General features: G+C 67.8%; 20 protein-coding genes and 1 tRNA gene. 13 read left to right on the top strand and 8 right to left on the bottom strand.

The window, feature by feature from the left end:
• The first annotated feature begins 20 nt into the window (after positions 1 to 20).
• Positions 21 to 941, top strand: coding sequence for an alpha/beta fold hydrolase (locus tag ACOGI8_RS05555; RefSeq protein ID WP_419855893.1), 921 nt, complete (start codon positions 21 to 23; stop codon positions 939 to 941).
• On the opposite strand, the gene ACOGI8_RS05550 is transcribed toward ACOGI8_RS05555, so the two are convergent.
• Positions 915 to 988 (bottom strand) — tRNA-Val (locus ACOGI8_RS05550). The genes ACOGI8_RS05555 and ACOGI8_RS05550 overlap by 27 nt on opposite strands.
• A gap of 79 nt (positions 989 to 1,067) precedes the next feature.
• Here ACOGI8_RS05550 and ACOGI8_RS05545 point away from each other — a divergent pair.
• A complete protein-coding gene (locus ACOGI8_RS05545; RefSeq protein WP_419855892.1) occupies positions 1,068 to 2,378 on the top strand; it encodes a cytochrome P450 in 1,311 nt (436 codons plus the stop codon).
• 30 nt (positions 2,379 to 2,408) lie between these two features.
• On the opposite strand, the gene ACOGI8_RS05540 is transcribed toward ACOGI8_RS05545, so the two are convergent.
• The 6 genes from ACOGI8_RS05540 to ACOGI8_RS05515 form a co-directional block, all read right to left on the bottom strand.
• The gene (locus ACOGI8_RS05540) at positions 2,409 to 4,082 is read right to left on the bottom strand and encodes an ATP-binding protein (protein WP_419855891.1); all 1,674 of its coding nucleotides are present in this window, start codon (positions 4,080 to 4,082) and stop codon (positions 2,409 to 2,411) included.
• A 126-nt stretch (positions 4,083 to 4,208) separates the two neighbouring features.
• On the bottom strand, positions 4,209 to 5,027 hold the full coding sequence (locus ACOGI8_RS05535; protein ID WP_419855890.1) for an ABC transporter permease: 819 nt from the start codon (positions 5,025 to 5,027) through the stop codon (positions 4,209 to 4,211).
• Positions 5,024 to 5,779, bottom strand: a complete 756-nt coding sequence (locus ACOGI8_RS05530) for an ABC transporter permease (RefSeq protein WP_419855889.1) — start codon at positions 5,777 to 5,779, stop codon at positions 5,024 to 5,026. The genes ACOGI8_RS05535 and ACOGI8_RS05530 overlap by 4 nt, the downstream gene beginning before the upstream one ends.
• On the bottom strand, positions 5,776 to 6,729 hold the full coding sequence (locus ACOGI8_RS05525) for an ATP-binding cassette domain-containing protein (RefSeq protein ID WP_419855888.1): 954 nt from the start codon (positions 6,727 to 6,729) through the stop codon (positions 5,776 to 5,778). Before ACOGI8_RS05525 ends, ACOGI8_RS05530 begins: the two co-directional genes overlap by 4 nt.
• A 105-nt stretch (positions 6,730 to 6,834) precedes the next feature.
• Positions 6,835 to 8,028, bottom strand: a complete 1,194-nt coding sequence (locus ACOGI8_RS05520; RefSeq protein WP_419855887.1) for a 2-methylaconitate cis-trans isomerase PrpF family protein — start codon at positions 8,026 to 8,028, stop codon at positions 6,835 to 6,837.
• A gap of 74 nt (positions 8,029 to 8,102) precedes the next feature.
• Positions 8,103 to 9,479, bottom strand: coding sequence for a TrpB-like pyridoxal phosphate-dependent enzyme (locus ACOGI8_RS05515; protein WP_419855886.1), 1,377 nt, complete (start codon positions 9,477 to 9,479; stop codon positions 8,103 to 8,105).
• 131 nt (positions 9,480 to 9,610) lie between these two features.
• Here ACOGI8_RS05515 and ACOGI8_RS05510 point away from each other — a divergent pair, with 131 nt between their 5' ends.
• From ACOGI8_RS05510 to ACOGI8_RS05495, 4 genes are read left to right on the top strand one after another with little or no spacing between them, the layout of a single operon-like run.
• Positions 9,611 to 10,666 carry an LLM class F420-dependent oxidoreductase gene (locus ACOGI8_RS05510; protein ID WP_419855885.1) on the top strand — a complete coding sequence of 352 codons (1,056 nt, stop codon included), beginning with the start codon at positions 9,611 to 9,613 and terminating at the stop codon, positions 10,664 to 10,666.
• A gap of 60 nt (positions 10,667 to 10,726) precedes the next feature.
• Positions 10,727 to 11,485 carry an SDR family NAD(P)-dependent oxidoreductase gene (locus ACOGI8_RS05505; protein ID WP_419855884.1) on the top strand — a complete coding sequence of 253 codons (759 nt, stop codon included), beginning with the start codon at positions 10,727 to 10,729 and terminating at the stop codon, positions 11,483 to 11,485.
• A gap of 54 nt (positions 11,486 to 11,539) precedes the next feature.
• Positions 11,540 to 13,165, top strand: coding sequence for a sulfatase (locus ACOGI8_RS05500; protein ID WP_419855883.1), 1,626 nt, complete (start codon positions 11,540 to 11,542; stop codon positions 13,163 to 13,165).
• Between the two features lie 11 nt (positions 13,166 to 13,176).
• Positions 13,177 to 14,022: a VOC family protein gene (locus ACOGI8_RS05495; RefSeq protein ID WP_419855882.1), complete on the top strand. Its 846-nt coding sequence runs from the start codon at positions 13,177 to 13,179 to the stop codon at positions 14,020 to 14,022.
• A gap of 6 nt (positions 14,023 to 14,028) precedes the next feature.
• On the opposite strand, the gene ACOGI8_RS05490 is transcribed toward ACOGI8_RS05495, so the two are convergent.
• The gene (locus tag ACOGI8_RS05490; RefSeq protein ID WP_419855881.1) at positions 14,029 to 14,796 is read right to left on the bottom strand and encodes a DnaJ domain-containing protein; all 768 of its coding nucleotides are present in this window, start codon (positions 14,794 to 14,796) and stop codon (positions 14,029 to 14,031) included.
• Positions 14,797 to 14,954: 158 nt separating this feature from the next.
• On the opposite strand from ACOGI8_RS05490, the gene ACOGI8_RS05485 reads away from it, so the two are divergent.
• The 7 genes from ACOGI8_RS05485 (at position 14,955) to ACOGI8_RS05455 (ending at position 25,418) form a co-directional block, all read left to right on the top strand.
• Complete coding sequence (locus tag ACOGI8_RS05485) at positions 14,955 to 16,433, top strand: acetyl-CoA acetyltransferase (RefSeq protein ID WP_419855880.1); 1,479 nt, start codon at positions 14,955 to 14,957, stop codon at positions 16,431 to 16,433.
• A 198-nt stretch (positions 16,434 to 16,631) separates the two neighbouring features.
• Positions 16,632 to 18,734: a polyphosphate kinase 1 gene (ppk1, locus tag ACOGI8_RS05480; protein WP_419855879.1), complete on the top strand. Its 2,103-nt coding sequence runs from the start codon at positions 16,632 to 16,634 to the stop codon at positions 18,732 to 18,734.
• Positions 18,735 to 18,997: 263 nt separating this feature from the next.
• Positions 18,998 to 20,725, top strand: coding sequence for a 2-isopropylmalate synthase (leuA, locus tag ACOGI8_RS05475; protein ID WP_419855878.1), 1,728 nt, complete (start codon positions 18,998 to 19,000; stop codon positions 20,723 to 20,725).
• Positions 20,726 to 20,733: 8 nt separating this feature from the next.
• Positions 20,734 to 21,495, top strand: a complete 762-nt coding sequence (locus tag ACOGI8_RS05470) for an alpha/beta fold hydrolase (protein WP_419855877.1) — start codon at positions 20,734 to 20,736, stop codon at positions 21,493 to 21,495.
• 50 nt (positions 21,496 to 21,545) lie between these two features.
• Positions 21,546 to 23,177 carry a Mur ligase family protein gene (locus ACOGI8_RS05465; RefSeq protein ID WP_419855876.1) on the top strand — a complete coding sequence of 544 codons (1,632 nt, stop codon included), beginning with the start codon at positions 21,546 to 21,548 and terminating at the stop codon, positions 23,175 to 23,177.
• A gap of 65 nt (positions 23,178 to 23,242) precedes the next feature.
• The gene (locus tag ACOGI8_RS05460) at positions 23,243 to 24,367 is read left to right on the top strand and encodes a D-alanine--D-alanine ligase family protein (protein WP_419855875.1); all 1,125 of its coding nucleotides are present in this window, start codon (positions 23,243 to 23,245) and stop codon (positions 24,365 to 24,367) included.
• A gap of 64 nt (positions 24,368 to 24,431) precedes the next feature.
• Complete coding sequence (locus tag ACOGI8_RS05455; RefSeq protein WP_419855874.1) at positions 24,432 to 25,418, top strand: hypothetical protein; 987 nt, start codon at positions 24,432 to 24,434, stop codon at positions 25,416 to 25,418.
• Positions 25,419 to 25,438: the final 20 nt, after the last annotated feature.

Below are 25,438 nucleotides of genomic sequence, written 5' to 3'. Positions count from 1 at the left end.
CGCTATAGGAGACTGATCCGATGACGAGTAGGACTGATGTATCGACCACGGCGATCGAGGCGAATGGGCATCGCTTCACTGCCGATGTTGCGGGGCCGGCTGACGGTGAGCTGGTGCTGCTGTTGCATGGGTTCCCGCAGACCCGGCACACATGGCGTGCTGAGTTGCCAGCACTGGCGGCGGCCGGGTTCCGGGCGTGTGCTCCCGACCAGCGCGGCTACTCGGCGGGTGCACGGCCTGAGGGCATCGACAGCTACCGCACTGAGCTGCTGGTAGCCGATGCGCTGGCGATTGCGGACAGCTTCGGCGCAGAGCGATTCCACGTCGTCGGGCATGACTGGGGCGGCGCATTGGCGTGGTTCATCGCGGCGCACCACGCCGAGCGCGTCTACTCGCTGAGCGTCATCTCGCGGCCGCACGCTGCGGCCTTCGTTGCGGCGATGCGCGACGACCCCGATCAGCCGCACCGCTCGCGGCACCATCCCGCCTTCCAGAAGCCCGGGGCAACCGACAACCTGCTCGCCGACAATGCAGCGCCCTTGCGACGGGCCATGGCGCACGGCGGGGTGCCTGACGCCGACATCGACGCCTACCTGGCCACGCTTGGCGAACGCGACGCCCTCGATGCCGCCGTGAATTGGTACCGAGCCATAGGGAGCTCGCAGTATCAGCCGGCCGAGACGCCCCCGGTGAGCGTGCCGACGATGTTCGTGTGGGGGAACCAGGACGCCACGGTGGGCCGCATGGCCGCCGAGAACACTGCTGGTTTCGTGACTGGCCCGTACCGCTTCGCCGAGCTTGGGGGCATCAATCACTTCGTCACCGACGAGGCGCCTGGCGCGTTCACCGGATTGCTGCTGGCCCACCTCGCCGAGCACGGTGGCGCCACGGCACGGCAACCTGCGTCGAAAGGGTGGGCGATACTGGACTCGAACCAGTGACCTCTGCCGTGTGAAGGCAGCGCTCTAACCATCTGAGCCAATCGCCCGCGGGGCGACGATGATAGGGCCTGCCGGCGCCGCCGAGCGCACGCCGGTCCCGACGGCAGGGCCCAGACTGGAGGTCCAGTGAGCGCCGACGATTACCACACCGCACCGGATCAGCTCTCGCCCCCGCCGCCGGGCTGCCCGGTGCACGAGACCTGGTCGCCGCTCAACGAGGAATATCTGGCCGATCCCTACCCGATCGCCACAAAGCTGCGCGAAGACCACCCGGTCTTCTACGCCGCCGAGATGGGTCACGTCGTGGTGACCCGCATGGACGACATCGAGCGGGTCTTTATGGACCCGGATACATATGCCTCGTCCAATGTGCAGGACCCCATCTTCCCCCTCGCTCCCGAGGCGGCCGAGGTGCTCTCCGCGTCCGACTACGACCCCCAGGCGGTCATGTCGAACCGGGCTGAGCCCGACCACGGGCGCATCCGCGTGCACACCCGCGGCGGGTTCTCGGTGCGGCGGCTGCGCACGCTCGAGGACTACATGCGCTCACGGGCCACCGAGCTGATCGAAGAGATGCTCGCCGGCCCCAAGCCCGCCGACTACGTGAAGGCGGTGGCGTTCCCGCTGCCGGCGGAGATCGTGTTCCGTTTCATCGGGTTCCCGCCCGAAGACGACCTCATGCTCAAGTCGTGGTGCGTGAACCGCAAGGCGTTCGCCTGGGGCAAGCCGACACCGGCCGAGCAGGCGCACATGGCCGAGGGGATGCTGGCCTACTGGCGCTACTGCCGTGAGTTCGTGGCCGAGCGACATCGCAACCGCACCGACGACTTCTGCTCGGAGCTGCTCGACGCTCACGATGCCGACCCCGACCCCGAGGGCGGTACCGGGCTCAGCTACCGGGAGGTCGAATCGGTCATCTACGGGATCTCCTTCGCCGGGCACGACCCGGTCACGAACCTGCTGTGCAACACGCTTCGCTGCCTGTTGCCGCGCCGCGACCAGTGGGAGGCGCTGGCTGCTGACCCGTCGCTGATCCCCACGGCAGTCGAGGAGACGCTGCGGTTCGACTCCAGCCAGGTGGCCTGGCGCCGGGTGACCACCCGCGACACCGAGCTCGGCGGGGTGCAGCTGCCGGAAGGAACACGGGTGTTCCTGAACTTCGCAGCAGCGAATCGCGAGCCGTGCGCGTTTGCCGAGACCGACCGGTTCGACGTCGACTCCTACGACATCGCCCGACCCGATCCCCATCGCCACATCAGCTTCGGCAAGGGCATCCACTTCTGCCTCGGCGCCAACTTGGCCCGCATGGAGGCCCGCATTGCGCTGGAGATCCTGACCCAGCGGGTGCCGTCGCTGCGGCTGCCGCCGCAGGACTACCAAACGTTTCCGAACATCACCTTCAGAGGCCCCGAGGAGCTCTGGCTCGACTGGAGCTGACGTCGCGTCCGCGGGTTCAGCGGCCGACCGCTAGTCAGAGCGCACCGCAAGGACGTAGCGGGTGCCACGGCGGGTGCCTTTCATTTCGAGAACGCCGTCATCGCGCATTTCTCGGAGCAGGCGGCTGGCCTGGTCGGGAGTCACTCCGCAACAATCGGCCGCGTCGCTTCGAGCAATCGAGCCGTTCTGCCTGACGAATTCGAGAACCGTCCGACGATGCTCGGCGCTGCTCAAGGAGATGGTCGGTCGACGGGGGGGCTGCCCGAACCGATGGCTGAGAGAAGACGTGAAGACGTAGCGTCGACCCCGGCCGCTCCCGTGGGGTTCGATGATCCCCTTGCCCGCGAGGCCACCCAAGACCGTGCGGGCCTCCGAGCGGCCCACATGACCCAATTCGGCTGCCCGCTCCACGGTCACGGTGCCCTCGGCCCGGAGTTCGTGCAAGATCAGCAGGTCGTCGAGCGACAGATCCTGGCCATCACGCCGCGTCTGCGCGACAAACCTGGCCAACGCCTTGTCGAGCGATCCCGAATGCACCCGTACGACGACCGAAGTGGGGGTGCTGCGGCCGTAGTCCGGCACCGAGCGTCCGAGCGACAGCTGGCTCTCGAATACCCGGTTGATTCCTCGGCTGGTGCGCTCCACGAGACCCGCTCGCTTGAATGCGTCAGCCAACGCGGGATTTCGAGGGTGCGGGGGGGCGGTCAACAGCGTGGAGGTCGTCACTCCCGCAGGCAGGCCCCCCGGATTGGAGACGGTCAGGGTGTCGGCGGCCACCTCCACCAGCGTCGGCCCCTTGGCGGTGTAATCCCGGTGAACCAGGGCATTGGCGATCAGTTCTCTCACCGTGATCCCCGAAAACGCCGGCAATGCGATCCGCTGGAGCCCCACTTCGATCTCGTCTTCGGGATTGCGAGCCGACACCCGATCGGCGAACTCGGACATCGCCCGCAGCAACGGGAAGGCCGCCATCTCGCTGGCCCGCACTTCGAGCCCGGCAAGCTCTTGAAACCCCGCCTCATAGGCGGGCAGGTGCCGGGCGATCAGCCGTTCTGTGCCGAACAGCAGAAGCCCGCCGACACAGATCCGGCTGTCGTCGGCCATGAAGCCGAGTGCCTTGAGCATTTCTTCATTGGACAGCAGAGCGAGAGTGTCGTCGCCGCCGGTGCGAGCCAGCTCGCGCATCCGGGCGAATTCCACGTCCGACAGATCATCGGATGCCAACCCGGGTGCAACCACCTTGCTGAAGTCCTGGGCGCCGACGCTGCCCGCTCGTGACACCACCTCGTGCGGTCGCATCGGCAGACACTGGGGCCTGCCGTGCACGTCGATGGCCCTGCGCAGATACCGCCCCGACTGGGTCCCGACCACCGAGTCGGCGGCGGTCACCGCGATCACGATCACCTCGACCTTTTCGATCTCAGCCAACTCGACCGCCACTTCCGCCGACGGCTCAGTCCGGCTGGCTATGAGCGCTTGGAGGCGAACCGGGTGGGTTTGCGGGCCGTGACGAGGCTGGGCGCCGTGGGGGATCCCGTCATCGCCCACCCCGATGAGCAAGAAGCCGCCGTCGCCGTTGGCCAGGCAGGCCACTGCCTCCACCACATCGGCGTCGTTGATCGGGTCGTCGCCTTGGTCGGACTTGAACTCGACGGTGAAGGTCTCGCCCCCGTCGAGAAGCCGGCGCAGCTCTTGGCTTTCCACTCTCGGCATTATACGACAGAGTTATGCGATTTGACAAGAGTTAGGCGATGTTTGCATATCTAATGCAAACTTGGCACGTAGACGGTGCCGGACATGATCTTGCGGGCAGTGCGGGTGACGCCGCCTTCAGAGGCCCCGAGGAGCTCTGGCTCGACTGGAGCTGAGTCCTCGTATGGCGATGAATCCGAACACCGCCGTCAGCGCGACGGCCCAGCACACCGCACCCAGGATCGGTCCGGTGAGCTCGCCGCCTCGCCCCAGGCGGTCCAGCGCCGTCACGAACGACGTGGCCGGATTGAACTTCACGATCGGCTGCGCCCAGCCGGGGTAGGCCTCCAACGGCACCATGCCGCGCGAGAAGAACAGCAGCACCAGGAACAAAGCGCCCATCGGCGGTACCAGTGCCTCCTGCGAGCGGGCCACGGTGGCGAACGCCAAGCCCACCCACACGATCGAGACGGCCACCAGCACCGACACCAAGATGAACCCTGCGATGGCAACCAAGCCGTTGTCGAAACGGAATCCGACCGCGTAGCCCACCGCTACCAACGCCACGAGCGCAGTGATTGCGCGGCTGATCTCGGCCAGCACGATGCCGATGAGCGGTCCCGACTGTGCGACCGGCAAGGCACGGATGCGTTCCATGTAGCCGCCGCCGAGATCGGTGAACAGCCCAGCGGCAGTGCCGATGGAGCCGAACATGAGGCCCGACACCACCATCATCGGAACGAGTCGCTGGGCGTAGAGACCTTCGTCGAAGGCCTCCACCGCGGTCGAGAACACGGCCAGCAGCGTCAGCAGCAGCACGATGGGGAAGCCGACGGTGTTGATGAGGGTCTCGGGTGTCCGCAGGAAGCGCTTGTACGAACGGGTCGCGAATATCGGTGCCGCCATGAGCAGTCGCGGCGCGCTGGCACCTCCGGGCGAGGGCGATTCCGCGCTCATGACGACCTCGCGAACGCTCGGCCCCCGAGAATCGAGAACACCACGGCGCCGCCGGCGAGCCAAGCAAGCGCTACCGGCAGGGTCTCGCTGACCGATCCGTCGCCGATGAGCGCTCGCAGGGCGTCGATCACCGATGTGATCGGCTGCCACCGCACGAACGGCTGCAACCAGCCCGGGAAGTTCTCGACCGGCACGAAGCCCGACGAGAGCATCAGGAACGGCAGGTACGGGATCGAAGCGATCGATACGGCCGCGTCCGGCGACGACGCCACGTATCCGATCAGGCCCATGCCCAGCGAGAAGACCACGGCGAACCCGAGCGCCAGCACAATGAAGCCAACAGCGCCGACGAAGCTCTCGAAGCGCATCCCGGCCAGCACGGCCACCACGGTGACGACGGCGAGCGACATCGCCGCCCGGACCACGTCACCCACAGCGCGGCCCACGATCGGCGCGGCTCGGTGCACGGGCAGCGAACGCAGCCGCGAGGTCATGCCCGACAGCCGGTCGGCCGCCACGTAGTAGGCCGACGACATCCCCGCGAAGATCATCGCCTGGGTGATGATCGTGGGCGGCAGGAGCTGCACGTAGTCGAACCCCTGGTTGTTCATGACGCGGCGCATCACGATGTTGAACAGCGCGAAGAACAGCAGCGGGAAGACGAGTGCCCCGATGATCGATGCCGGGTTGCGCCGGCTGCGCGTCACCGAGCGGGCGCCGAGAAGCCGTGCGTCGGCGAGGAGCGAGGTCACGCTGGGTTCTCTGGTGACTCGCCGGTCAGCTGCAGGAAGACCTCGTCGAGGGTCGGCCGGCGCAGCGAGATGTCGGCGAGCTCGATGCCGTTGAGGCTGGCGATGATCTGGGCCAGCGCATCGGGCCCGGCGTCGGCGACGGTGACCGATCCGGTGTCACGGTCCACCGCCGGCTCGCCGAAGGATGCGAGCGCCGCGGCGCACTCGTCCAGCCGCGACAGCTCGACGGGCACCACCACGCATGCGTAACCGCCGGCGCGATCCTTCAGTTCGGCGGGTGTGCCTTCGGCAACGACGCGACCGTGGTCGATGACGACGATGCGATCGGCGAGCTGGTCGGCCTCCTCGAGGTACTGCGTCGTCAGCATGATGGTGAGACCGTCGTCACGCAGTTCCCGCACGATCGTCCAGAGCTCGGCACGGCTGCGCGGGTCGAGTCCGGTCGTGGGCTCATCGAGGAACAGCACCGGGGCGGGCACCACCAGGCTGGCGGCCAGATCCAGGCGGCGACGCATGCCGCCCGAGTACGTGCCCACCCGCTTCGACGCAGCATCGGCGAGGTCGAATCTGCCGAGCAGATCGTCAGCGCGGGCCGCAGCTTCGGCCTTGGAGAGCGATCGAAGGCGGCCGAACAGGATCAGGTTCTCCCGGCCGGTCAGCATGTCGTCGAGGGCCGCGAATTGGCCGGTGAGCGAGATGACGTCGCGGACGGCTCGGGGCTCGGCCAGCACATCGTGCCCGGCCACCCAGGCGCGCCCCGAATCAGGGACCAGCAGGGTGGACAGCACGTTGATGGTGGTGGTCTTGCCGGCGCCGTTGGGGCCCAGCAGCCCCACCACCTCGCCGACACTCACGTCGAAGCTGACCTCGTCGAGCGCCAGCACATCACCGAAGCGGTGCGTCAACCCCTCGATCTGGATGGCCTGCGTGCCGTCCTGCGCCGCTCTCACGAGGGCCGACCAGTTCTGTTAGGCATCCTTTACATACTAACGTCGGCTGGCCCGATCGGGCCGGGACCTCGCCTGCCGGCTCGGCCGCTCGTCCTTATGCAGGACTCAGGCGGGCCAGATGGTCTCCGGCACATAGACAGAGCCGGACATGATCTTGCGGGCGGTGCGCGTGACGCCACCGGAAACGATCCGCACGTTGCCGTCGCGCGATGCCGTCTGCAGCGCGACTTCCAGCGAACCGCTCGGGTGCTCAATGGTCACGTCGCGTCGCTCGTCGCCGTCATGTTGAAGGTCGCCTGCGGTCGAGCCCGCCGACTCCCGCGCGAGCGCATCGGCAGCCGTGCCCGGGATTCTCGGGGCCGCCGCCGGGCCGTCGACCAGAGATGCGGCCACGGTGCCCGGCAACGCTGTGGCTGCCGCCACGCAGATGCCGCCCGAGACTGCGTGGGCGGGGTGGCACTGGGTGGGTGTGAAGTAACGAGAAGTGATCGTGCCGCCCTCGCGAGCGACCGAAAGCAGGCCGAACTTGGGCACGACGCTGCGGGACACGTCGCCGAGGCCCATGCGCAAACCTGCCTCACGGCGGATGACCTCCATCGTCGCCATGAACTCAGCATCGCCGTCGAGCTCTGGCGGCGCTTCGTAGCCAGTCCGGCCCAGATCGGCAGCCCTCACCAGCACCATCGGCATGGCCACGTCGATCAGCGTGGCCTCGACCGCCACGCCGCCGGCCGTGATCGTCTCGATGGCGCAGCCGGTCGGCAGCATCGAGCCGGTCACTGATCCCTCGATGCCCCGGAACCGCAAGTCGACGGGTGCGGCCGTGCCGTCTATCCCGTCAATGGCGCAGTCGCCGTCATAGGTCAGCTCGCCGCCGGGCGTGCAGCAGACGACATCGATGAAGCTGTCGGTATTGACGTTGCGCACCACCAGCGATGTCGTCGGATCGCCAGCCTGCACCAACCCTGTCTCGATCGCGAACGGGCCGACGCCGACCAGCATGTTCCCGCAGGTGGGCCTGGTGTCCACCGTGCCCCACACCGGGTCGACTTGCGCGAACAGGTAGTCCACGTCGGCGTCGGGATGTGCCGACGGGCCGACCACCGCAACCTTGCTGGTGACCGTGGTGCCGCCGCCCAGCCCGTCGATCTGGCGACCGGTCGGGCTTCCCATGACGGCAGCCAGCACCGCGTCACGCATCACCGGATCGTCGGGCAGATCCTCAGCAGCAAAGAACGGCCCCCGAGACGTCCCGCCACGCATCAGCACACACGGGATCGAACGCTGCGTGGCAGTCACAGCCTCAGCCTGCCACCCGCAACTAGGCAGGAGGTCAGTGGCTGTGCCGCGACTCAGTTACTCAAAAGCTTCGATCAGCCCACCGCGGGGACGCCGGCCATGGCGTCGGCGATCGCGTCGTCGCTTAGGTCGACATCGACGAGTGCGCCTGACAGGTACGCCTCGTATGCCGGCAGGTCGAGGTGGCCGTGGCCGCACATGGCGGTCAGGATCGTGCGTTCCTCCCCCGCCTGCTTGGCAGCCTCGGCCTCGCGCAGGGCAGCGGCTAGGGCATGGGTCGGCTCGGGCGCAGGCACGATGCCCTCGCTGCGGGCGAACTGGATAGCGGCGGCGAAGCACTCCTCCTGCGGGATGGCCAACGCCTCGACCAGGCCGAGTTCGTAGATGTGCGACAGCAGCGGCGACATGCCGTGGTAGCGCAGCCCCCCGGCGTGGATTGGCTGCGGGATGAAGTCGTGGCCGAGCGTGTGCATCTTCAGCAGCGGCGTCATCATGCCGTGGTCTCCGAAGTCATAGCGGTACTCGCCCCGGGTGAACGTGGGGCATGCCGCCGGCTCGATGCAGCGGATCGTGGGATCCATCCGTCCCGCCAGCTTCTCGCGCAGAAATGGGAACGACAGCCCGGCGAAGTTCGATCCGCCGCCGGTGCAGCCCACGATCACGTCGGGCGCCTCGCCGAGCTTCGCGAGCTGCAGCAGAGCTTCCTCGCCGATGATCGTCTGGTGCATGAGCACGTGATTCAGCACGCTGCCCAGCGAGTAGCGAGCATTGGGATCGGCGGCGGCGGTAGCCACGGCCTCGGAGATCGCCACGCCGAGCGAACCGGGATGGTCGGGATCTTCGGCCAGCAGCGACCGTCCGTACTCGGTCGCCTCCGACGGGCTCGAATGCACTCGGGCACCCCAGATCTCCATCATCGTCTTGCGGTAGGGCTTCTGGCGGTACGACGCCGCCACCTGCCACACCTCGCACTCGATGCCGTACTGAGCCGTGGCGAACGCCAGCGCGGAGCCCCACTGCCCCGCTCCCGTCTCGGTGGTGAGCTTGGTGACACCCTCAGCGTGGTTGTAGAAGGCCTGCGGCACAGCGGTGTTGGGCTTGTGCGAGCCCGCCGGGCTGACGCCCTCGTACTTGAAGAAGATCTTGGCGGGCGTGTCGAGCGCGGCTTCGAGCCGGCGAGCCCGGTACAGCGGGCTCGGCCTCCACAGCCGGTACACATCAAGGACACCGCCGGGGATGTCCACGTGGGACTCACCGGTGACCTCCTGCATGATCAGCCCCATCGGGAACAGCGGCGCGAGGTCATCGGGGCCGATTGGCTCGTGCGTGCCCGGGTGCAGCGGCGGCGGGGGCGGTGCCGGCAGATCGGGAATCACGTTGTACCACTGGGTCGGCATCTCGGATTCGTCGAGATTCACCTTGGTCGGGCCGTCATCGCGTTCGGTGCTCATTGCGCGCTCCTTCCTGAAAGCTGCCGCGTGGCTGGGTGCGCGCGGACTGTACCCGCCCACTTCTGTGCCGCTGGCCGCCAGCGCCCATACTGGGCACTCTTGGATTCCCCGCAACGACAAGGCGACGTGACATGAAGCTTGCAACCGGTGTCGGCTACTGGGCGGCTGGCCCGCCGCCTGATGCGTTGGAGACGCTGCAACTCGCCGAGCAGCTCGGATTTCATTCCTTCTGGACTGCGGAGGCCTACGGCTCCGATGCCCTGACACCGCTGGCATGGTGGGGCAGCCACACCGAGCGCATCGGGCTGGGCACCGGCATCATCCAGATCTCTGCACGCACCCCGGCCGCTGTGGGCATGGCGGCGATCACGATGGATCACCTCAGCGGCGGCAGGTTCATCCTGGGCCTCGGCGTGAGCGGGCCGCAGGTGGTCGAAGGCTGGTACGGCCAGCCGTATCCCCGCCCGTTGGCTCGTACCCGGGAGTACATCGAGATCGTCCGGGCGATCCTCGAACGCGACAAGCCGGTGAGCTTCACCGGCGACCACTACCAGATGCCCTTCCCGGGGGGCATGGGCCTCGGCAAGCCGCTGAAGTCGACCGTGCACCCGCTGCGGGTTGACGTGCCGATCTACCTCGGCGCGGAGGGGCCGCGCAATGTGGCCCTGGCAGCCGAGCTGTGCGAGGGCTGGCTGCCACTGTTCTTCGCCCCCAAGGACAACCAGTTCTATGCGGATGCGCTGAATACCGGCTTCGCTGCGGCGGGCAAACCGCTGATCGGCGATGACGGGCGGATTCCCGACGATGCCGATTTCGAGGTTGTGTGCCCGATCAGCGTGGTGCCCGACGACGACATCGAGCGTGCGGCCAACCGGATCCGCCCCATGCTGGCGCTGTACATGGGCGGGATGGGTGCCCGCGACGCCAACTTCCATTACGACGTGTTCTGCCGGATGGGCTACCAGCACGTCGCCGACGAGGTGCAGGACATGTATCTCACCGGCCACAAGCAGGAGGCCGCGGCGACCATCCCGATCGAGCTGGTCGAGGAGGTCTCGCTGATCGGCCCGATGGACAAGATCGCGGCAGACCTGCGGCGCTGGGACGACACCGTGGTGACCGTGCTGCAGCTCTCCGGCCCGCCGACGCTGCTCGCCGCAATGGCCGAACTGGTCGCCACAGGCTGACAGGGCGGAACAGTCCAGGACACTGAACGGCGCAACTCGCTGATCGAAAGACAACCGAACATGGACCTGACAGGAAAACTGGCCGTTGTGACCGGGGGTTCCGGCGACATCGGGCGTGCAATATGCGAAGCGCTGGCCGCGGCCGGCTCTGATGTGATCGTGACCTACGTGGGCGATCAGGAACGCGCCGAAATCAGCGCCGGGCTGGTGCGCGACGCCGGCCGGCAGGCGAGCATCCAGCAGCTCGACCAGCGCGACGAGGCCTCGATCGACGCTGCGGCTGCAGCGATTGCTGAACACGGCCGCTGCGACGTGCTGGTCAACAACGCGGCATGGAACATCGGCATCCCGTTCAGACAGCTCGAGACGCTCGACTCTGCGACTTGGGACCGGGTGCAGGAGACCAACTTGCGCGGTCCGTACCTGCTGACGCGGGCGCTGGCCGAGCCGCTGGCTGCCGACGGCGGCGGGCGTGTCGTGAACATCGCCTCTGTGGGCGGTCTGTTGCCCGGCTCGAGCAGCATCGCTTACAGCTGCTCCAAGGCGGCCCTCATCCACCTCACCCATTGTCTGGCGGTGGCCATGTCGCCTTCGGTCACGGTCAACTGCGTGGCGCCGGGCCTGGTGGAAGGCACCCGCATGGCAGCCCGCCTGCCCGACGAGATCTCCGAAGGGGCACGGCGAGCGTCGCTGCTCGGCCAGGTGGGCAGCCCGATCGACATCGCCAACGCCACGGTGATGCTGTGCGAGGCCGAGTCGATCACCGGCCAGACCGTGGTGGTCGACGGCGGCAACCCCGCCGCGATGAACTTCGGCTGAGCGGCCCCACCGCCCCAGCCACTCCGCTGCCCGCACCATCGACGGGAGATCGCTATGAACGCAGCCGAAAACGGTACGCAGGCGCAGCCGAATGTGCTGTTCATCATCACCGACCAGCAGCGCGCCGATCACACCGGCTTCGGCGGCAACGAAGTGGTACGTACGCCCAACCTCGATGCACTGGCGGCCCGGGGAATGGTGTTCGACAACGCCTGGGTGGCCAATCCGGTGTGCATGCCGAACCGCTCCACGATCATGACCGGGCGCATGCCCAGCGCGCACGGCGTGGTCTTCAACGACCGGTCGCTCGAGCCGGGCGCCAACACCCATGTGCGGCAGTTCCGGGCGGCGGGCTACCGCACCGCGCTCATCGGCAAGTCGCACCTGCAGCACGGCATGTCGCGTAACGCGGTGTTGCCGACAGGTGCGCCCGCCGGAGCAGTCGACCAGTACTGGCCGACCGGTTGGGACACGCTCGAAGATGCCGAGCGCTACGTGAATGGAGCTCCCGAGTTCCCCGACAACTTCTACGGATTCGAACACGTCGAGCTGGCCATCGACCACGGCGCACGCGTCAGCGGTCACCACCTGCTGTGGGCACTCGATCGCGGAGGCCGCCTCGAAGACCTCATGGTGCCGTTGACCGCGGAGTCACCGGCCCGCCGCCGCTCGGAACGCTGGTGGCAGGTGTACGAACCGCCCTACGGGCCGGAGCTGCACTCCACGACGTTCGTCACCGAGCGCACGATCGCCTTCATCGAAGACGCAGCCACCCAAGGCGGGCCGTGGCTGGCGTGGGCCTCCTTTCCCGACCCGCACCACCCGATGACGCCGCCCGGCGAGTGGTTCGACCGCCACCGTCCCGACGACATGGAAGTTCCCGTCTCGGTCGACGACGACTTGACGGGTGCCCCTCAATATGTGCAGCACATCAGCCAGCTACACCCGAGCAAACAGCGCGGCTGGGTCACGCCCTGCGGCGTGGCCGGCGACTATCAGATGCTGCGGGAGGCGCTGGCGGCCACCTACGGGATGATCGAGATGATCGATGACGGCATCGGCCAGATCCTGGCTGCGCTCGACCGGCTCGGCCAAGCCGGCAACACCATCATCGTGTTCACCAGCGACCACGGCGACATGATGGGCGACCACGGGCTGATGCTGAAGGGCTTCATGCATTACCGCGGCACGCTGGCCGTGCCGTACGTCATCGTCGACCCGCGGCGCTCGCCGGGCCGCACCCAATCGCTGGCCGGCAGCATCGACTTGGGGCCGACGCTGCTGGAGCTTGCCGGTCTGCCCGGCTACGACGGCATCGGCGGCAGGAGCCTGGTGCCGATCCTGGACGATCCTGCAGAGACAGTGCGTGACGACGTGCTCATCGAAGACGATTTCCCGGGAGCGCTCACCTTGGACATCCTGACCCCAGTGAAGACCCGCACGCTCGTCACCGCCGATCTGCGCCTCACGCGCCACAGCGATGGCTCCGAGCAGCTCTTCGACACAGCGGCCGATCCCGACGAGGTGGCCCCGCTCGGCCACAGCGACCCGGCACGGCGGGCCGAGATGTACGAGCGCCTGGCTGCTGCCCTGATCGAAGCTGACGACATCGCCCGCGGCATGCCCGTGTACGCGCCCCCTGCCTCGCCCAACGGGAGCGAATCCTCCTTTCGGGCATAGCCTGCGACGCCATGCCGACCGACACCCTCGTCATGGACCACGTCGCCGTGGTGAGCGAACGTGCCTGGGACAACGTGATCCGCTACAGCCGCGACCTGGGCGGTCGCTGGATCGGCGGCCCCGATAACGACCCCGCGTCGCAGGCGGGCGACGATTTCTACTTCTGCCAGGTGTCGTTCGACGGCGGCGCAAGGGTCGAGATCCTCGAACCGCTCGAGCACCCCGGCAGCGATTTCCTGCACCGCTTCCTGGCTCGCAACGGCCCCGGCCCGCACCACTTCACCTTCAAGACGCCCGACTTCGCCGACACCGTCGGAGCGCTCGGCGACGCCGGCTACAACGTCATCGGGGTCAACGAAGAGAACCCACTGTGGAAGGAAGCGTTCCTCCATCCCAAGGACAGCTGGGGCATGGTCATCCAGATCGCTTGGGCGGGCGGCGACGGCTGGGACGACGCCCCGCCCCTGCCGCCCACTCGCCACGGGCGGTCCACATCGTTGGCGACCGTGGTCCACTTGACGTCCGATGTACAGGCCGCAGCCGCGCTGTTCCGAGGACCGCTGGGCATGGAGCAGACCGACGAGTGGAAAGACCCCAACGTCGGAACCGGAGTGGACCTGCGCTCAGGCCCGTGGAACCTCAAGCTCATCCAGCCAACCGACGCCAACCTGGCCCACTGGATGGGCAACCGCCCCGGCCGCCTGCAGCTCCTGCACTTCCAGCTCGACGACCCCGGCCTGGTTCCGGGCGCGCAACGGGTCGGCGTGTGCGGCGCCGGTGAACAGCAGGACGCCATGTTCATCGTGCCACCCGAGCACAACCTGGGCGTGCGTCTCATGCTCACCGAGCACGGCTGACAGCCACTACTCCGCAGCAGGCGGTTCCCAGCGGTCTACGGGCACCAGGCAGAGGCGGCGGCCAGCGATCGGGGCTGGGTGGGCGGCGGCATCAGGATGACGGCAGCGGTCGCTGGCGGACGTTGTGATGATCTCATCAAGCACACCGTCGGTTTGCGGCCATTCGCACCCGACGGTGAACAGCGTGCCATCGGGATCAAACCAGAAGCACTCGCCGACCTCGAGCGCAGCGACCCTGGATTGATCGACGTTGTCGCTGGCGGTCATGTAGGCGCTGGCCACGAAGATCACCACGCCCACGACGGCGATCGACAGCCACGGCAGCACCCGCACCACGAGCGCCGCACTTCGGTGGCGGACCACGAACCCGCCGGGGCCGCCTGGCTCCACCGTGGCGCCGTTGCGTTCGTGAGCCCACGGATCACCGCGGTCAGGCTCATGCGGCTCGTTTCCCGTGCCCGACGTCGGCCGCGCGGTGGGTGCCGCTCCGGCCGCATGGTCACCAGCGGCGGCGCCTGTCGGCCGATTGCGGGCCTCCACTTCGGCTCGCTCGGCGTCGTAGGAGCGGCGCGAGTCTGCGGAACCGAGCACGCGCCACGCTTCGTTCACCGACCGCATCCGGCTGTCGGAACGCTCGCTCTGGGCCTGCGTAACGTCACCGGGCTGATCGGGATGATTGGCCCGCGCCGCTCGGATCCACGCTCGCCGTATCGCGGCGGTGTCGGCGTCCGGGCGTACTCCCAGCGTCGCGTAATGATCGGGCAGTTGGGCCACCGGTGGCCTCCCACCGGTGACGCTACTGCCGCCCGTCGAGCGCTACGGCGCCGCTCGCGACCCCCGCGCGCGTTGCCCGGCCCGGCCTCGCTGGAACGCCGTTCGCTAACGTCGCGTCTCATCCACCCCGCCGTTCCTAACCACGAGGCCGCATCGCCATGACAAACAGCCAGATCGATCCCCGCACCCCCGTTCTCGTGGGCGCTGGACAGTTCAAGCAACGCCCCGAGGTTCCCGTCGAAGCGCTCGAACCGGTCGCCATGATGGCCGAGGCACTGGCCGCCGCCGCGCAAGACGCAGGCGCACCGGGGCTGACCAGCCGAGCCACGCACACCTGGGTCGTGAAGGGTGCCTGGCCCTATTCCGATCCGGCTGCACTGCTCAACGAGCGCTTCGGGGCCACCGGCAAGACCGGACTCTCCACCGACGGCGGCAACACGCCGCAGTCGCTCGTGAATGAAGCCTGCCAACGCATCAGCGCCGGCGAAGCCGACATCGTGCTGATCGCCGGCGCGGAAGGTATCTGGAGCCGACGCCGGGCGCGTCGGGCAGACCAGCGCATTCCCTACACCGACCAGACCGATGTGTTGCCCGATGAATATCTCGGCAAAGACGTCGTGATGAACAACAAGGTGGAGGCCGAACGCGGCCTGAGGGACCCGATCTGCCTCTACCCCGTCTTCGAGTCGGCCTTCCGGGCGTCGCGCGGCGAGTCGATGGACGGCCACCGCGACCGTGTTTCCACGATGTGGGAGAAGTTCAACCAGGCCGCCGTCGCCAACCCGTACGCCTGGGTCCGTACCCCGATGACGGCAGAGGAGATCCGCAACCCGAGCCCCAGCAACCGTCTCGTCGGGTTCCCCTACACGAAGTCGATGAACTCCAACTGGGATCTCGACTTGGCCGCTGCGCTCATCGTGTGCTCCGCAGAGGCGGCTTCGGCGGCGGGGGTGCCCGCCGACCGCTGGGTGTTCCCCCATGCCGGCACAGACGGGCGCGACACCGACTTCGTGTCCAACCGGGGCGATCTGCACAGCTCCCCCGCCATCCGAGTAGCGGGCCGGCGGGCGATGGAGCTGGCCGGCATGGACGTCGACGACATCGACTATGTCGACCTGTACTCGTGCTTCCCCTCGGCGGTGCAGATCTCTGCCACAGAGCTGGGCCTCAGCCTCGACCGCGACCTCACCCTCACGGGCGGGCTCACGTTCGCCGGGGGGCCGCTCAACAACTACGTCACCCACTCCATCGCCACGATGGCGGGCAAGCTCCGCGAGGAACCCGGCAGCGTCGGGCTGTGCTCGGCGAACGGCGGCTACCTCACCAAGCACGCCTTCGGCGTCTACTCCACGACGCCGCCGGAGAGCGGGTTCCGCCACCAGAACTGCCAGGACGAGATCGACCGGTTCCCCTCCGTCGACCTCGACGCCGACTACAGCGGCGACGCCACCATCGAGGCCTACACCGTCATGCACGGTCGGGAGGCGCCCGAAGTGGCCCTGGCCGCAGTGCGAACTCCGAACGGGCGGCAATGGGCTCGCAGCACCGATGCATCGCTCATGGACGAGATGACGCAAGCCGAGTTCATCGGCACCGACGTCGTCATCGACGAAGCATTCGAGTTCACCCCGGCCTGAGCGTCTGCGCAGGCAGGTGTCCACAGGACGCCTGCTCGATGCACACACATTGTCCACAGGCCGTGCCCGCAGACTGCGGCGATCTGCAGGGACTTGGCCGTCCCCTTGTGGACAGTGACGCCGATTGCGTACTCTCACGGGCGCAGGGTGCTTTGCCCCATGGTGCCTTGCATCGACCGTACAGGGGCTTGAGCCGTCATGTCCGCCGCCAACGGGGCCCGATCACCCAAGCGCTATCTCAATCGAGAATTGTCTTGGCTGGACTTCAACCATCGCGTCCTGGCACTCGCGCATGATCGAGAGCTTCCGCTCCTCGAGCGCATCAAGTTCGTGGCCATCCATGCGTCGAATCTCGACGAGTTCTTCCAGGTGCGTGTGCCCACGGTGCTCGACTCCATCGAGGCCGGGGTGCGCCAGGCTGGCTCAGACGGCCTGACACCGCGGGCACAGCTCAAGGGGATCCGGGAAGCCGCCGCCGAACAGCTCCAGGACGCTTCGTCGCTGTTCGAGGACGATCTGCGGCCGGCGCTCGCTGCCGAGGAAATCTCCTTCGTCGAACCCGACGATCTCGACGCCACCAGCCGCGCCTGGGTAGCCGAGCTCTTCAGCGAGCAGGTGTTCCCCGTGCTGACCCCGCTTGCTGTCGATCCGGCTCACCCCTTTCCCTACATCTCTGACCTGTCGCTGAACCTCGCCGTATTTGTCGAGCACTCCCGCAGCGGTCCGTCGTTCGCCCGTGTGAAGGTGCCGCCGATCCTGCCGCGCTTTTTGGCCCTGCCCGACGAGCATCGCTTCATCACGCTGGAATCGGTCATCGCCTGGCATCTCGACGACCTGTTCCCGGGCGTGAAGCTGCTGAGCCACAGCACGTTCCGGGTCACCCGCGACGCTGATCTCGACATCGACGACACCGAGACCGACGACCTGCTCAAGCACATGGAGCTCGAGTTGCGCCAGCGGCGCTTCGGCGGTGCGGTGCGACTCGAGGCCGCACCCGACCTGGGCAGTGACGCGCTGGACATGCTGACTCGCGAGCTGAAGCTGACTCACGACGACGTCTACACCTCGAAAGGACTGCTCGGCCTGTCAGACCTCTTCGAGCTGTACGACATCGACCGCGACGATCTCAAGACTCCGCCCCACAACCCCCGGACACCGCTGCCGCTACGAGCCTCCACCGAAGCGAGTGCGCTGCTTGCCAGCGGCACCGCGAGCCGGCGGGGAGCCGCAGAAGAGTCCGAGACCGGCGTCGACTTCTTCGACGTGCTCAAACGCCAGGACATCCTGGTGCACCTGCCGTACGAGTCGTTCACCACCAGCCTCGACGCGTTCATCCGCCAAGCCGCCGACGATCCAGATGTGCTCGCCATCAAGCTGACGATGTACCGGACCTCGGAGCGGACTCGACTCGTCAATTCGCTCATCCGGGCTGCGGAGCGAGGCAAGCAGGTCGTGGTGGTCGTGGAGCTGAAGGCACGCTTCGATGAGCACGCCAACATCGAATGGGCACGCATCCTGGAGCGCGCGGGCGTGCACGTGGCCTACGGCGTCGTGGGTCTGAAGACCCACTGCAAGCTCGCGATGGTGGTGCGGCGCGAGCCCCGTGGCATCACCCATTACTGCTTCGTCGGCACCGGCAACTTCAACGCCGACACGGCCCGCATCTACGAGGACTTCGGACTGCTCACTGCCGACCGGGACTTCGCAGCCGACGTGGCCGCACTGTTCAACTCGCTCACCGGTTACAGCCGCAAGACCGACTATCGCAAGCTGGCCGTCGCACCGCACAGCCTCGGCCAGTCCTTGGTCAAGCACATCGCAGCCGAGGCCGCTGAGCCCGACGGCCACATCTTCATGAAGATGAACGCCATCGTCGACAGCGAGGTGATCGACGCCCTCTACGAGGCGTCACAGCAGGGCTGCCGCATCGACCTTGTCGTGCGCGGCATCTGCTGTCTGGTCCCCGGCGTCGAGGGCATGAGCGAGAACATCTCGGTGCGCAGCATCGTGGGCCGCTTCCTGGAGCACAGCCGGGTGTACCGGTTCGGCAATCGCGACCGGGGCTACACGATCCTGCTGGGCTCAGCCGACGCCATGCCGCGCAACCTGCGCTACCGCGTCGAGGCGCTGGCGCCGGTGGAGGCGCCCGCACTCATCAGCGAGCTTGTGGATCTCACCGACATGTACCTCGACGGCGGCATTGCTCGCTGGGAGCTCGGCAGCGACGGCGAGTGGACTGAGCACTGCGGCACCGATCTGCACGAATTGATGCTGACGCTGCACGCCGAGCGCCGCGGCTGAGCCGCAGTACTCGCTCACGCGACCTTCCGGAAGCCGTCTGGTAGCCTGTACTGCGTGATTCGCGCCTCGACTCACACCGCACTGCTTTCCGCTACCGGACTGCTCCTTCTTACCTAGGCGAGGACCGCACAGGTCCTCGCCCAACCTCCTGCGCCTCCGGGCCAGGGGGTTTTTTCGTGGCCCCAACCCAACCGATCCGCCCGAACCCGACCGATCCGATTCCCGAGAACCCCGAACGACCGCCCTAACCGCAGGAGATTCCCATGGCAGACGTCAAGCGCATCAGCGCCCAGCAGCCGAGCTCGATGCCGTACGGCCTCTATGGCACCTACGCCTATCCCGCGCATCTGCCGGACCGCACCTGGCCCGACAAGATCATCTCCGAGGCGCCGCTGTGGTGCTCGGTGGACCTGCGCGACGGCAACCAGGCCCTCATCGACCCGATGGACGTGCCGCGCAAGCGCCAGATGTTCGAGGTGCTCGTCGAGATGGGGTTCAAGGAAATCGAAGTGGGGTTCCCGTCAGCCTCCGCGCCCGACTTCGAGTTCTGCCGCATGCTGGTGGAGGAGGACCTGGTACCCGACGACGTCTGGATCCAGGTGCTCACGCAGAGCCGGCCCGAGCTGATCGAGCGGACCTACGAGTCGATCGCCGGGGCCAAGAAGGCGATCGTGCACCTGTACAACCCGACGTCGGAGCTGCAGCGCCGGGTGGTGTACCGGCTCGACAAAGAGGGCATCCGCGACATCGCCATCTCCGGCACCCGGCTCTGCAAGGAGCTGGCCCAGCGCCACGAGGGCGGGGAGATTCGCTTCGAGTACTCGCCCGAGTCGTTCACGGGCACCGAGATCGACTTCGCGCTGGAGGTGTGCAACTCCGTCAGCGCGGAATGGGGCGCCACCGCCGAGGAACCGATCATCCTGAACCTGCCCGCCACCGTGGAGATGGCGACCCCGAATACCTACGGCGACCTCATCGAGTACTTCCATCGGAACGTGGACAATCGCGATGCCGTCGTGCTGTCGCTGCACCCCCACAACGACCGCGGCTGCGGCGTGGCGGCTGCGGAGTTCGGCGTGATGGCAGGAGCTGACCGGGTGGAAGGCACCCTGTTCGGCAACGGCGAGCGCACCGGCAATGTCGACATCATCACGCTGGCGATGAACTTGTTCAGCCAGGGTGTCGATCCCGAACTGGACATCAGCCACATCGACCACCTGCGCCGCATCGCGGAGTACTGCAACCAGCTTCCGGTGCATCCGCGCCACCCCTACGGCGGCGACCTGGTGTACACGGCGTTCAGCGGCAGTCACCAAGACGCCATCAAGAAGGGCTTCGAAGCGCTGGCCGACGACTACGACTTCTGGGAGGTGCCCTACCTGCCGATCGATCCGGCGCATGTGGGCCGCACGTACCAAGACGTCATCCGCGTGAACAGCCAGTCGGGCAAGGGCGGCGTGGCCTACGTGATGAAGAACAGCTTCGGCCTCGACCTGCCGCGCCGGCTGCAGATCGAGTTCAGCAGCGTGATCCAGGCGATCACCGACGAGGGCGGCGAGATCCTGCCGGAGGCCATCAAGAAGACCTTCGACGAGACGTACCTGCACGCCGAATCGCCGTACACCTACCTGGGTCACCGCAGCTACTTCGACTCTGAGTCGTCCGACGAGTCCGAGGTGGAGGCCACCATCAAGGGACCCGACGGCGAGGTACGGGCGAAGGGGCGCGGCAACGGCCCGCTGTCCGCGTTCAAGACCGCCCTGGCCGACGCGCTCGGCGTCGAAGTGAGCCTTGTCGACTACCACGAGCACGCTGTGGGCGCAGGCGCGGATGCCACGGCCGCGGCCTATGTCGAAATCGAGACACCCTCTCGCGACGTGTACTGGGGCGTCGGGCTGCACTCGAACATCGTCACGGCCAGCTTCCGAGCCCTGCTGTCGGCCATCAACCGCTCGCACCCTGGGCCCGACTCGGCGGTCCTCGCCCGCTGAGTTCGCCGGTGCTGAGCAGCTTCGCCGACGGCAGCCTCTTCGGCAGCCGCGTCGGTGATCCGCCGGCCGACGTGCTGGCGCTGCATGGCTGGGGCCGCAGCCACGCCGACTTCGACACGGCCCTGACCGGTCTTGCCGAGTCGCGAGCGGCCACCGGCGCCATCGCCCTCGACCTGCCCGGTTTCGGCGCCAGCCCAGCGCCCACTGCGCCGTGCGGCGCCGCTGGCTATGCGGAGATGGTCTGTCCCGTCCTCGACGAATGCAGTCCTCGGGTCGTGCTGATCGGCCACAGCTTCGGAGGGCGGGTTGCGGTGGAGCTGGCCACGCGATTCCCAGACGCTGTCGCGGCGCTGGTGCTGTGCGGGGTGCCGCTGCTTCGACGAGCCGACCGCCCCGCTGCGCGGCCGGCCATGCGCTTCCGTCTCGCTCGCAACCTGCACCGGCGCGGCCTGCTCGGCGACGACGCGATGGAACGCATGCGGCAGCGCTTCGGCAGCGCCGACTACCGAAGCGCGACCGGAGTCATGCGAGATGTGCTCGTGACGGTTATCAACGAGACCTATGAAGCTCAGCTCGGCCAGATCTCGCAGCCGGTGGAGCTGGTGTGGGGCCATGACGACGATTCGGCACCAGTGGACGTAGCGCGGCGGGCGTGTGGAATCCTCGCCGATGCCCAGCTGACGGTCCTCGACGGCGTGGGGCACTTCGTGCCGACGGAGGCTGCACCGTCGCTCACCGATGCCATTTCACGGCGCCTCGACGTGCTGTGACAACCTCTGAGGCGCGTGCCTAGCGAACGACTGCCTGCGAGCGGGATCCGATGAACCAGATCGTGCTGTGGACATCAGTCGTGGCCGGCATGATCTCGGCTGCTCGCTGGCTGCGAGTGGCTCAGCGTGAGCACTACGGCGTCGGACGAACGTCGCGATTCGCCCGGCGCTGGTGGCTGCTCGACAGGAACAATCGCGTGCTGGCACTCGCGGCTGCGGCCGGCGTGGTGCTGAGCGGCACGTTCTGGTGGGCGCCAGCGATCACTGCGGCCGCCGTCGCGGTCGGTCCGCAGGGCCTCGACATTCGGGGACGGTCCAGCCCGCTGGCATGGACCCGTCGGCTCGCCACCGTGGCAATCACCTTGGCGCTGCTGTGGCTGGTTCTGGTTGGCGTGGGCCTCCTGGTGGGACTGGCCGAGCCCGTGGTGGCGGTGCTGCTCTTCGGCATGCCGCTGTGGGTGGATGTCGCTCTGGCGATCTTGGCACCGCTCGAAGCCGTGCTGTCGCGCCGCTGGGTGCATCGCGCCCGGCAGCGCCTGGATGAGGTTGATCCGGTGCGCGTCGCGGTGACCGGTTCGTATGGCAAGACCACCATCAAGGGTTACCTGCGCCAGCTAGTGGAGGGATCCCGGGCGGTGGTGGCAACGCCCGCCAGCTTCAACAACACCGCAGGGATATGTCGCAGCGTCAACGAGCACTTGGTGCCCGGCACCGAGGTGTTCGTCGCTGAGATGGGCACCTTCGGCGCAGGCGAGATCGCTGCCATGGCCCGCTGGGTGCGCCCGTCGGTGTCGATACTGGCCTCGATCGGACCGGTTCACCTCGAGCGTTTCGGCAGCCTCGACCGCATCGTGGCCGCCAAGGCGGAGATCTTCGCAACGAGCCGCACGGCGATTCTCAACATCGACGCCTACGGATTGAGCGCAGAAGCCGACCGGCTGGCCGCCTCGGGCCTGCGGGTCATCCGGTGTTCGACACAGGATCCGAGCGCGGATGTGACGGTGCTGCCCGTCAATGCGCCTGCCGATGCGCCGACCAGCGCCATCGTGAACGAGGCCGCCGTCACGCGTCGCATCACCGTGTTCGGCAGGGAGATCGCCATCGGACCGCTCGGCGGCGCAGCACCGGCGAATGTCGCTTGCGCCGTGGCTGCGGCATCGGTGCTGGGTGTCTCCGACGCCGACATCGCGAGCCGCCTGGGCGACCTGCCGACGCCCGACCACCGCCGCACCGCCGGGCGCAGCCCCGGGGGGGTCATGGTCATCGACGACACCTACAACTCCAATCCGGCAGGGGCGCGCGCTGCCCTGTCCATGCTGGCGAACACGGATGCCGGCCGGCGCGTGGTGGTCACGCCTGGCATGGTCGAACTCGGCCGCAGCCAAGCGCACGAGAACCGCCAGCTCGGCGAGCAGGCCGCCGAGATCGCCGACGACGTGCTCATCGTGGGACGGACCAACCGGGTTGCGCTGCTGGGCGGCGCTGCCGGCTGGGACAGGGCCACCGCGCGCCGAGCGACGCGCGGACGCAGCGCACGCAGCTTGATCCACGACCGCACCGACGATCGCGCCACGGTTCGCTGCATGGCAGACCGCGAGGAAGCAGTGAAGTGGGTGCGCGCTCATCTCGGCGCCGGCGATGCCGTTCTGTACGAGAACGACCTCCCCGACCACTACCCCTGATCGTCTCCCGTCCATGAGAACATGGCGCACATGGCGGAGTGCCGAAGAACCTCGCTGGTGTGCCCATGACCCGTCCCGGCGTCTGTTTCGGCGGACCGTCGCCTGAACACGACATCTCGATCCTCACGGGTTTGCAGGCGGTGCATGCGCTTGCCGATGCCGGGCGCAACCCAGTGGCGCTGTACTGGTCGCCGGTCGGCACATGGCACGAAGTGCCGCCCGATATCGAGGCGTCGGCCTTCGCCGAGGGTCTGCCGCGCTCGGCATCCGAGATCGAGCCCGCAGCACGCCCCGGCGGCGGGTTTGTCCGTGCGGACCGGCGTCGCCGGCCAGTGCCGGTCGACGTCGTCGTCAATTGCTGTCACGGCGGCCCAGGCGAGGACGGCGGCTTGCCGGCCCTGTTGGACCTGGCCGGCTTGGCGTATACCGGTCCGGGGCAGCGCAGCGCCGCTATCTGCATGGACAAGCTCGCGTTCAGCGGTGCGACTGAAGCGGCCGGGCTGCCCACGCTGCCGCTCTGGCTGCTCACCGAAGACTCGCCCAGCGATGATGCAGCGGCAGATCTGGACGGAGTTCCGCTGATCGTCAAGCCTCGTTTCGGCGGGTCTTCCATCGGCATCGAGATTGTCGACGATCTCGCGACGGCGCGGGCGCTGGCGCGGTCGTCGCCGCTGTTGCGCGACGGCGCTGTCGTGCAGCGCTATCTCAAAGACATCATCGATCTCAACATCTCGGTGCGCACTTGGCCGGAGCTGCGGCTGAGCGCCGTGGAGCGGCCGCTACGCAGCGACAGCACGATCTACACCTACGCCGAGAAGTACCTGACCGGCGGTGGCGGCATGGCCACGGCGCCACGCGAGCTGCCCGCGGTGCTGCCGGAAGCCATCGAGTCATCGTTGCGCGCCGCGGCGGTCGAGGTGAGCCACCTCGTGATGGCCCGCTCCGTCATGCGCATCGATTTCCTTTGGGACGGCGGCGACGACCCGGCCGGGCTGTGGGTGAATGAGATCAACCCGATCCCCGGCTCGCTGAGCTGGTACTTCTGGTTGCACGAGGGCGACAGCCTCATCGAGTTGCTCGATGACCTGATTGCCGAAGCGCTGGACGGGCCCACGCGTCGTTTCGTCACCCAAGGCGCCGACGGCACGGCCCTGCGCTCCGTGGGGTCCATCGCCGCAAAGCTGGCGTGACCCGGCGCTGATGATGCGCCGCACCGCCAGCGCAGCGGCCCGACAGCACAGTCGCGTAGCTGGCGTGACGCTGCGCCGGGCACTCGTCGGGTGTGCCGTGGCGGTGCTGCTGTCATCGGCTTGCAGCGATCCGGGCTTGACGCCTGGCGGCGGCGAATCGAGCAGCAGTGACGACCTCACGGCATGCGAGCGCGAGCGTGTGGCCGCGGCCCTTGGCCTAGGCGATGCGACGGAGTTGTCGCTGCCGCTCGACCCTGCCGATGAGCCGCTTGCTGACATCGCCCGGGACATCTGCGCGCTCGACAGCGGTACCCCTAGATCGGTGACCACACCGGATACCCGGGTGCGCTCCCCTGCGCAAGAGCGTGACGCGGCGCTGCCCGCCGCGCTGGTGCGCGCTCCTGCGCTCTTCGATCCAGACGACAGCCCGCCCGGAGATGATCCAGCACTCGACGAGCTCTGGGTGGTGTGCGGGCAGGGCTCGGCCAGCGCCTGCAATGCCTTGCTGTACGAGTCGCCCGCGGGCAGCGACTATGAGGCCTTCGCATTCAGCTGTGGGGGGCGCGAGAACCTGCACTGCAGCGTGTTGCTCGGCGATCCGGGCGCCGACGCCGGCCTGCTCGGCATCGAATTCGATCCCGAGTCTCCGGCGCCAGGCAACATTCCCGAACTGGACGGCTGGTGGGCGGCGTGCGGCGACGGCAGCAGCCGTGCCTGCTCGCAGCTGGTGCTGTCGGCGCCAGGCGGTTCGGCCTATGCCAGCTTTGGTTGGACCTGCGGTGGCCGCACCACGCGAGACTGCGTCTTGCTGGTGGGAGACGACGGCGCTCCGCCGGCGCTCGCCGGCCGATCGCCCCAGGACCCGCCGCCCGGCGACGACGAGTATCTGGACCAGTTGTGGGAGCGCTGCGGCGCCGCCGACGCGCCCGCCTGCCGCGACCTGGCCACCTTCGGACCCCCCGGAAGCGACTACGAGCGGTACGCCCTGTCATGCGGCTGGCGAGCCGTCAGGGCGTGCGCCCGCCTGTTCGCCGAGCTCGCCACAAACTGAACTGATGGACGGATTGGGTG

Source organism: Candidatus Poriferisodalis sp. (assembly GCF_965204195.1).
Classification (GTDB): Bacteria; Actinomycetota; Acidimicrobiia; order Acidimicrobiales; family Poriferisodalaceae; genus Poriferisodalis.
The sequence above is the reverse complement of the archived record's forward strand: the minus strand, read 5'-3'. Positions and strand labels throughout refer to the sequence as shown.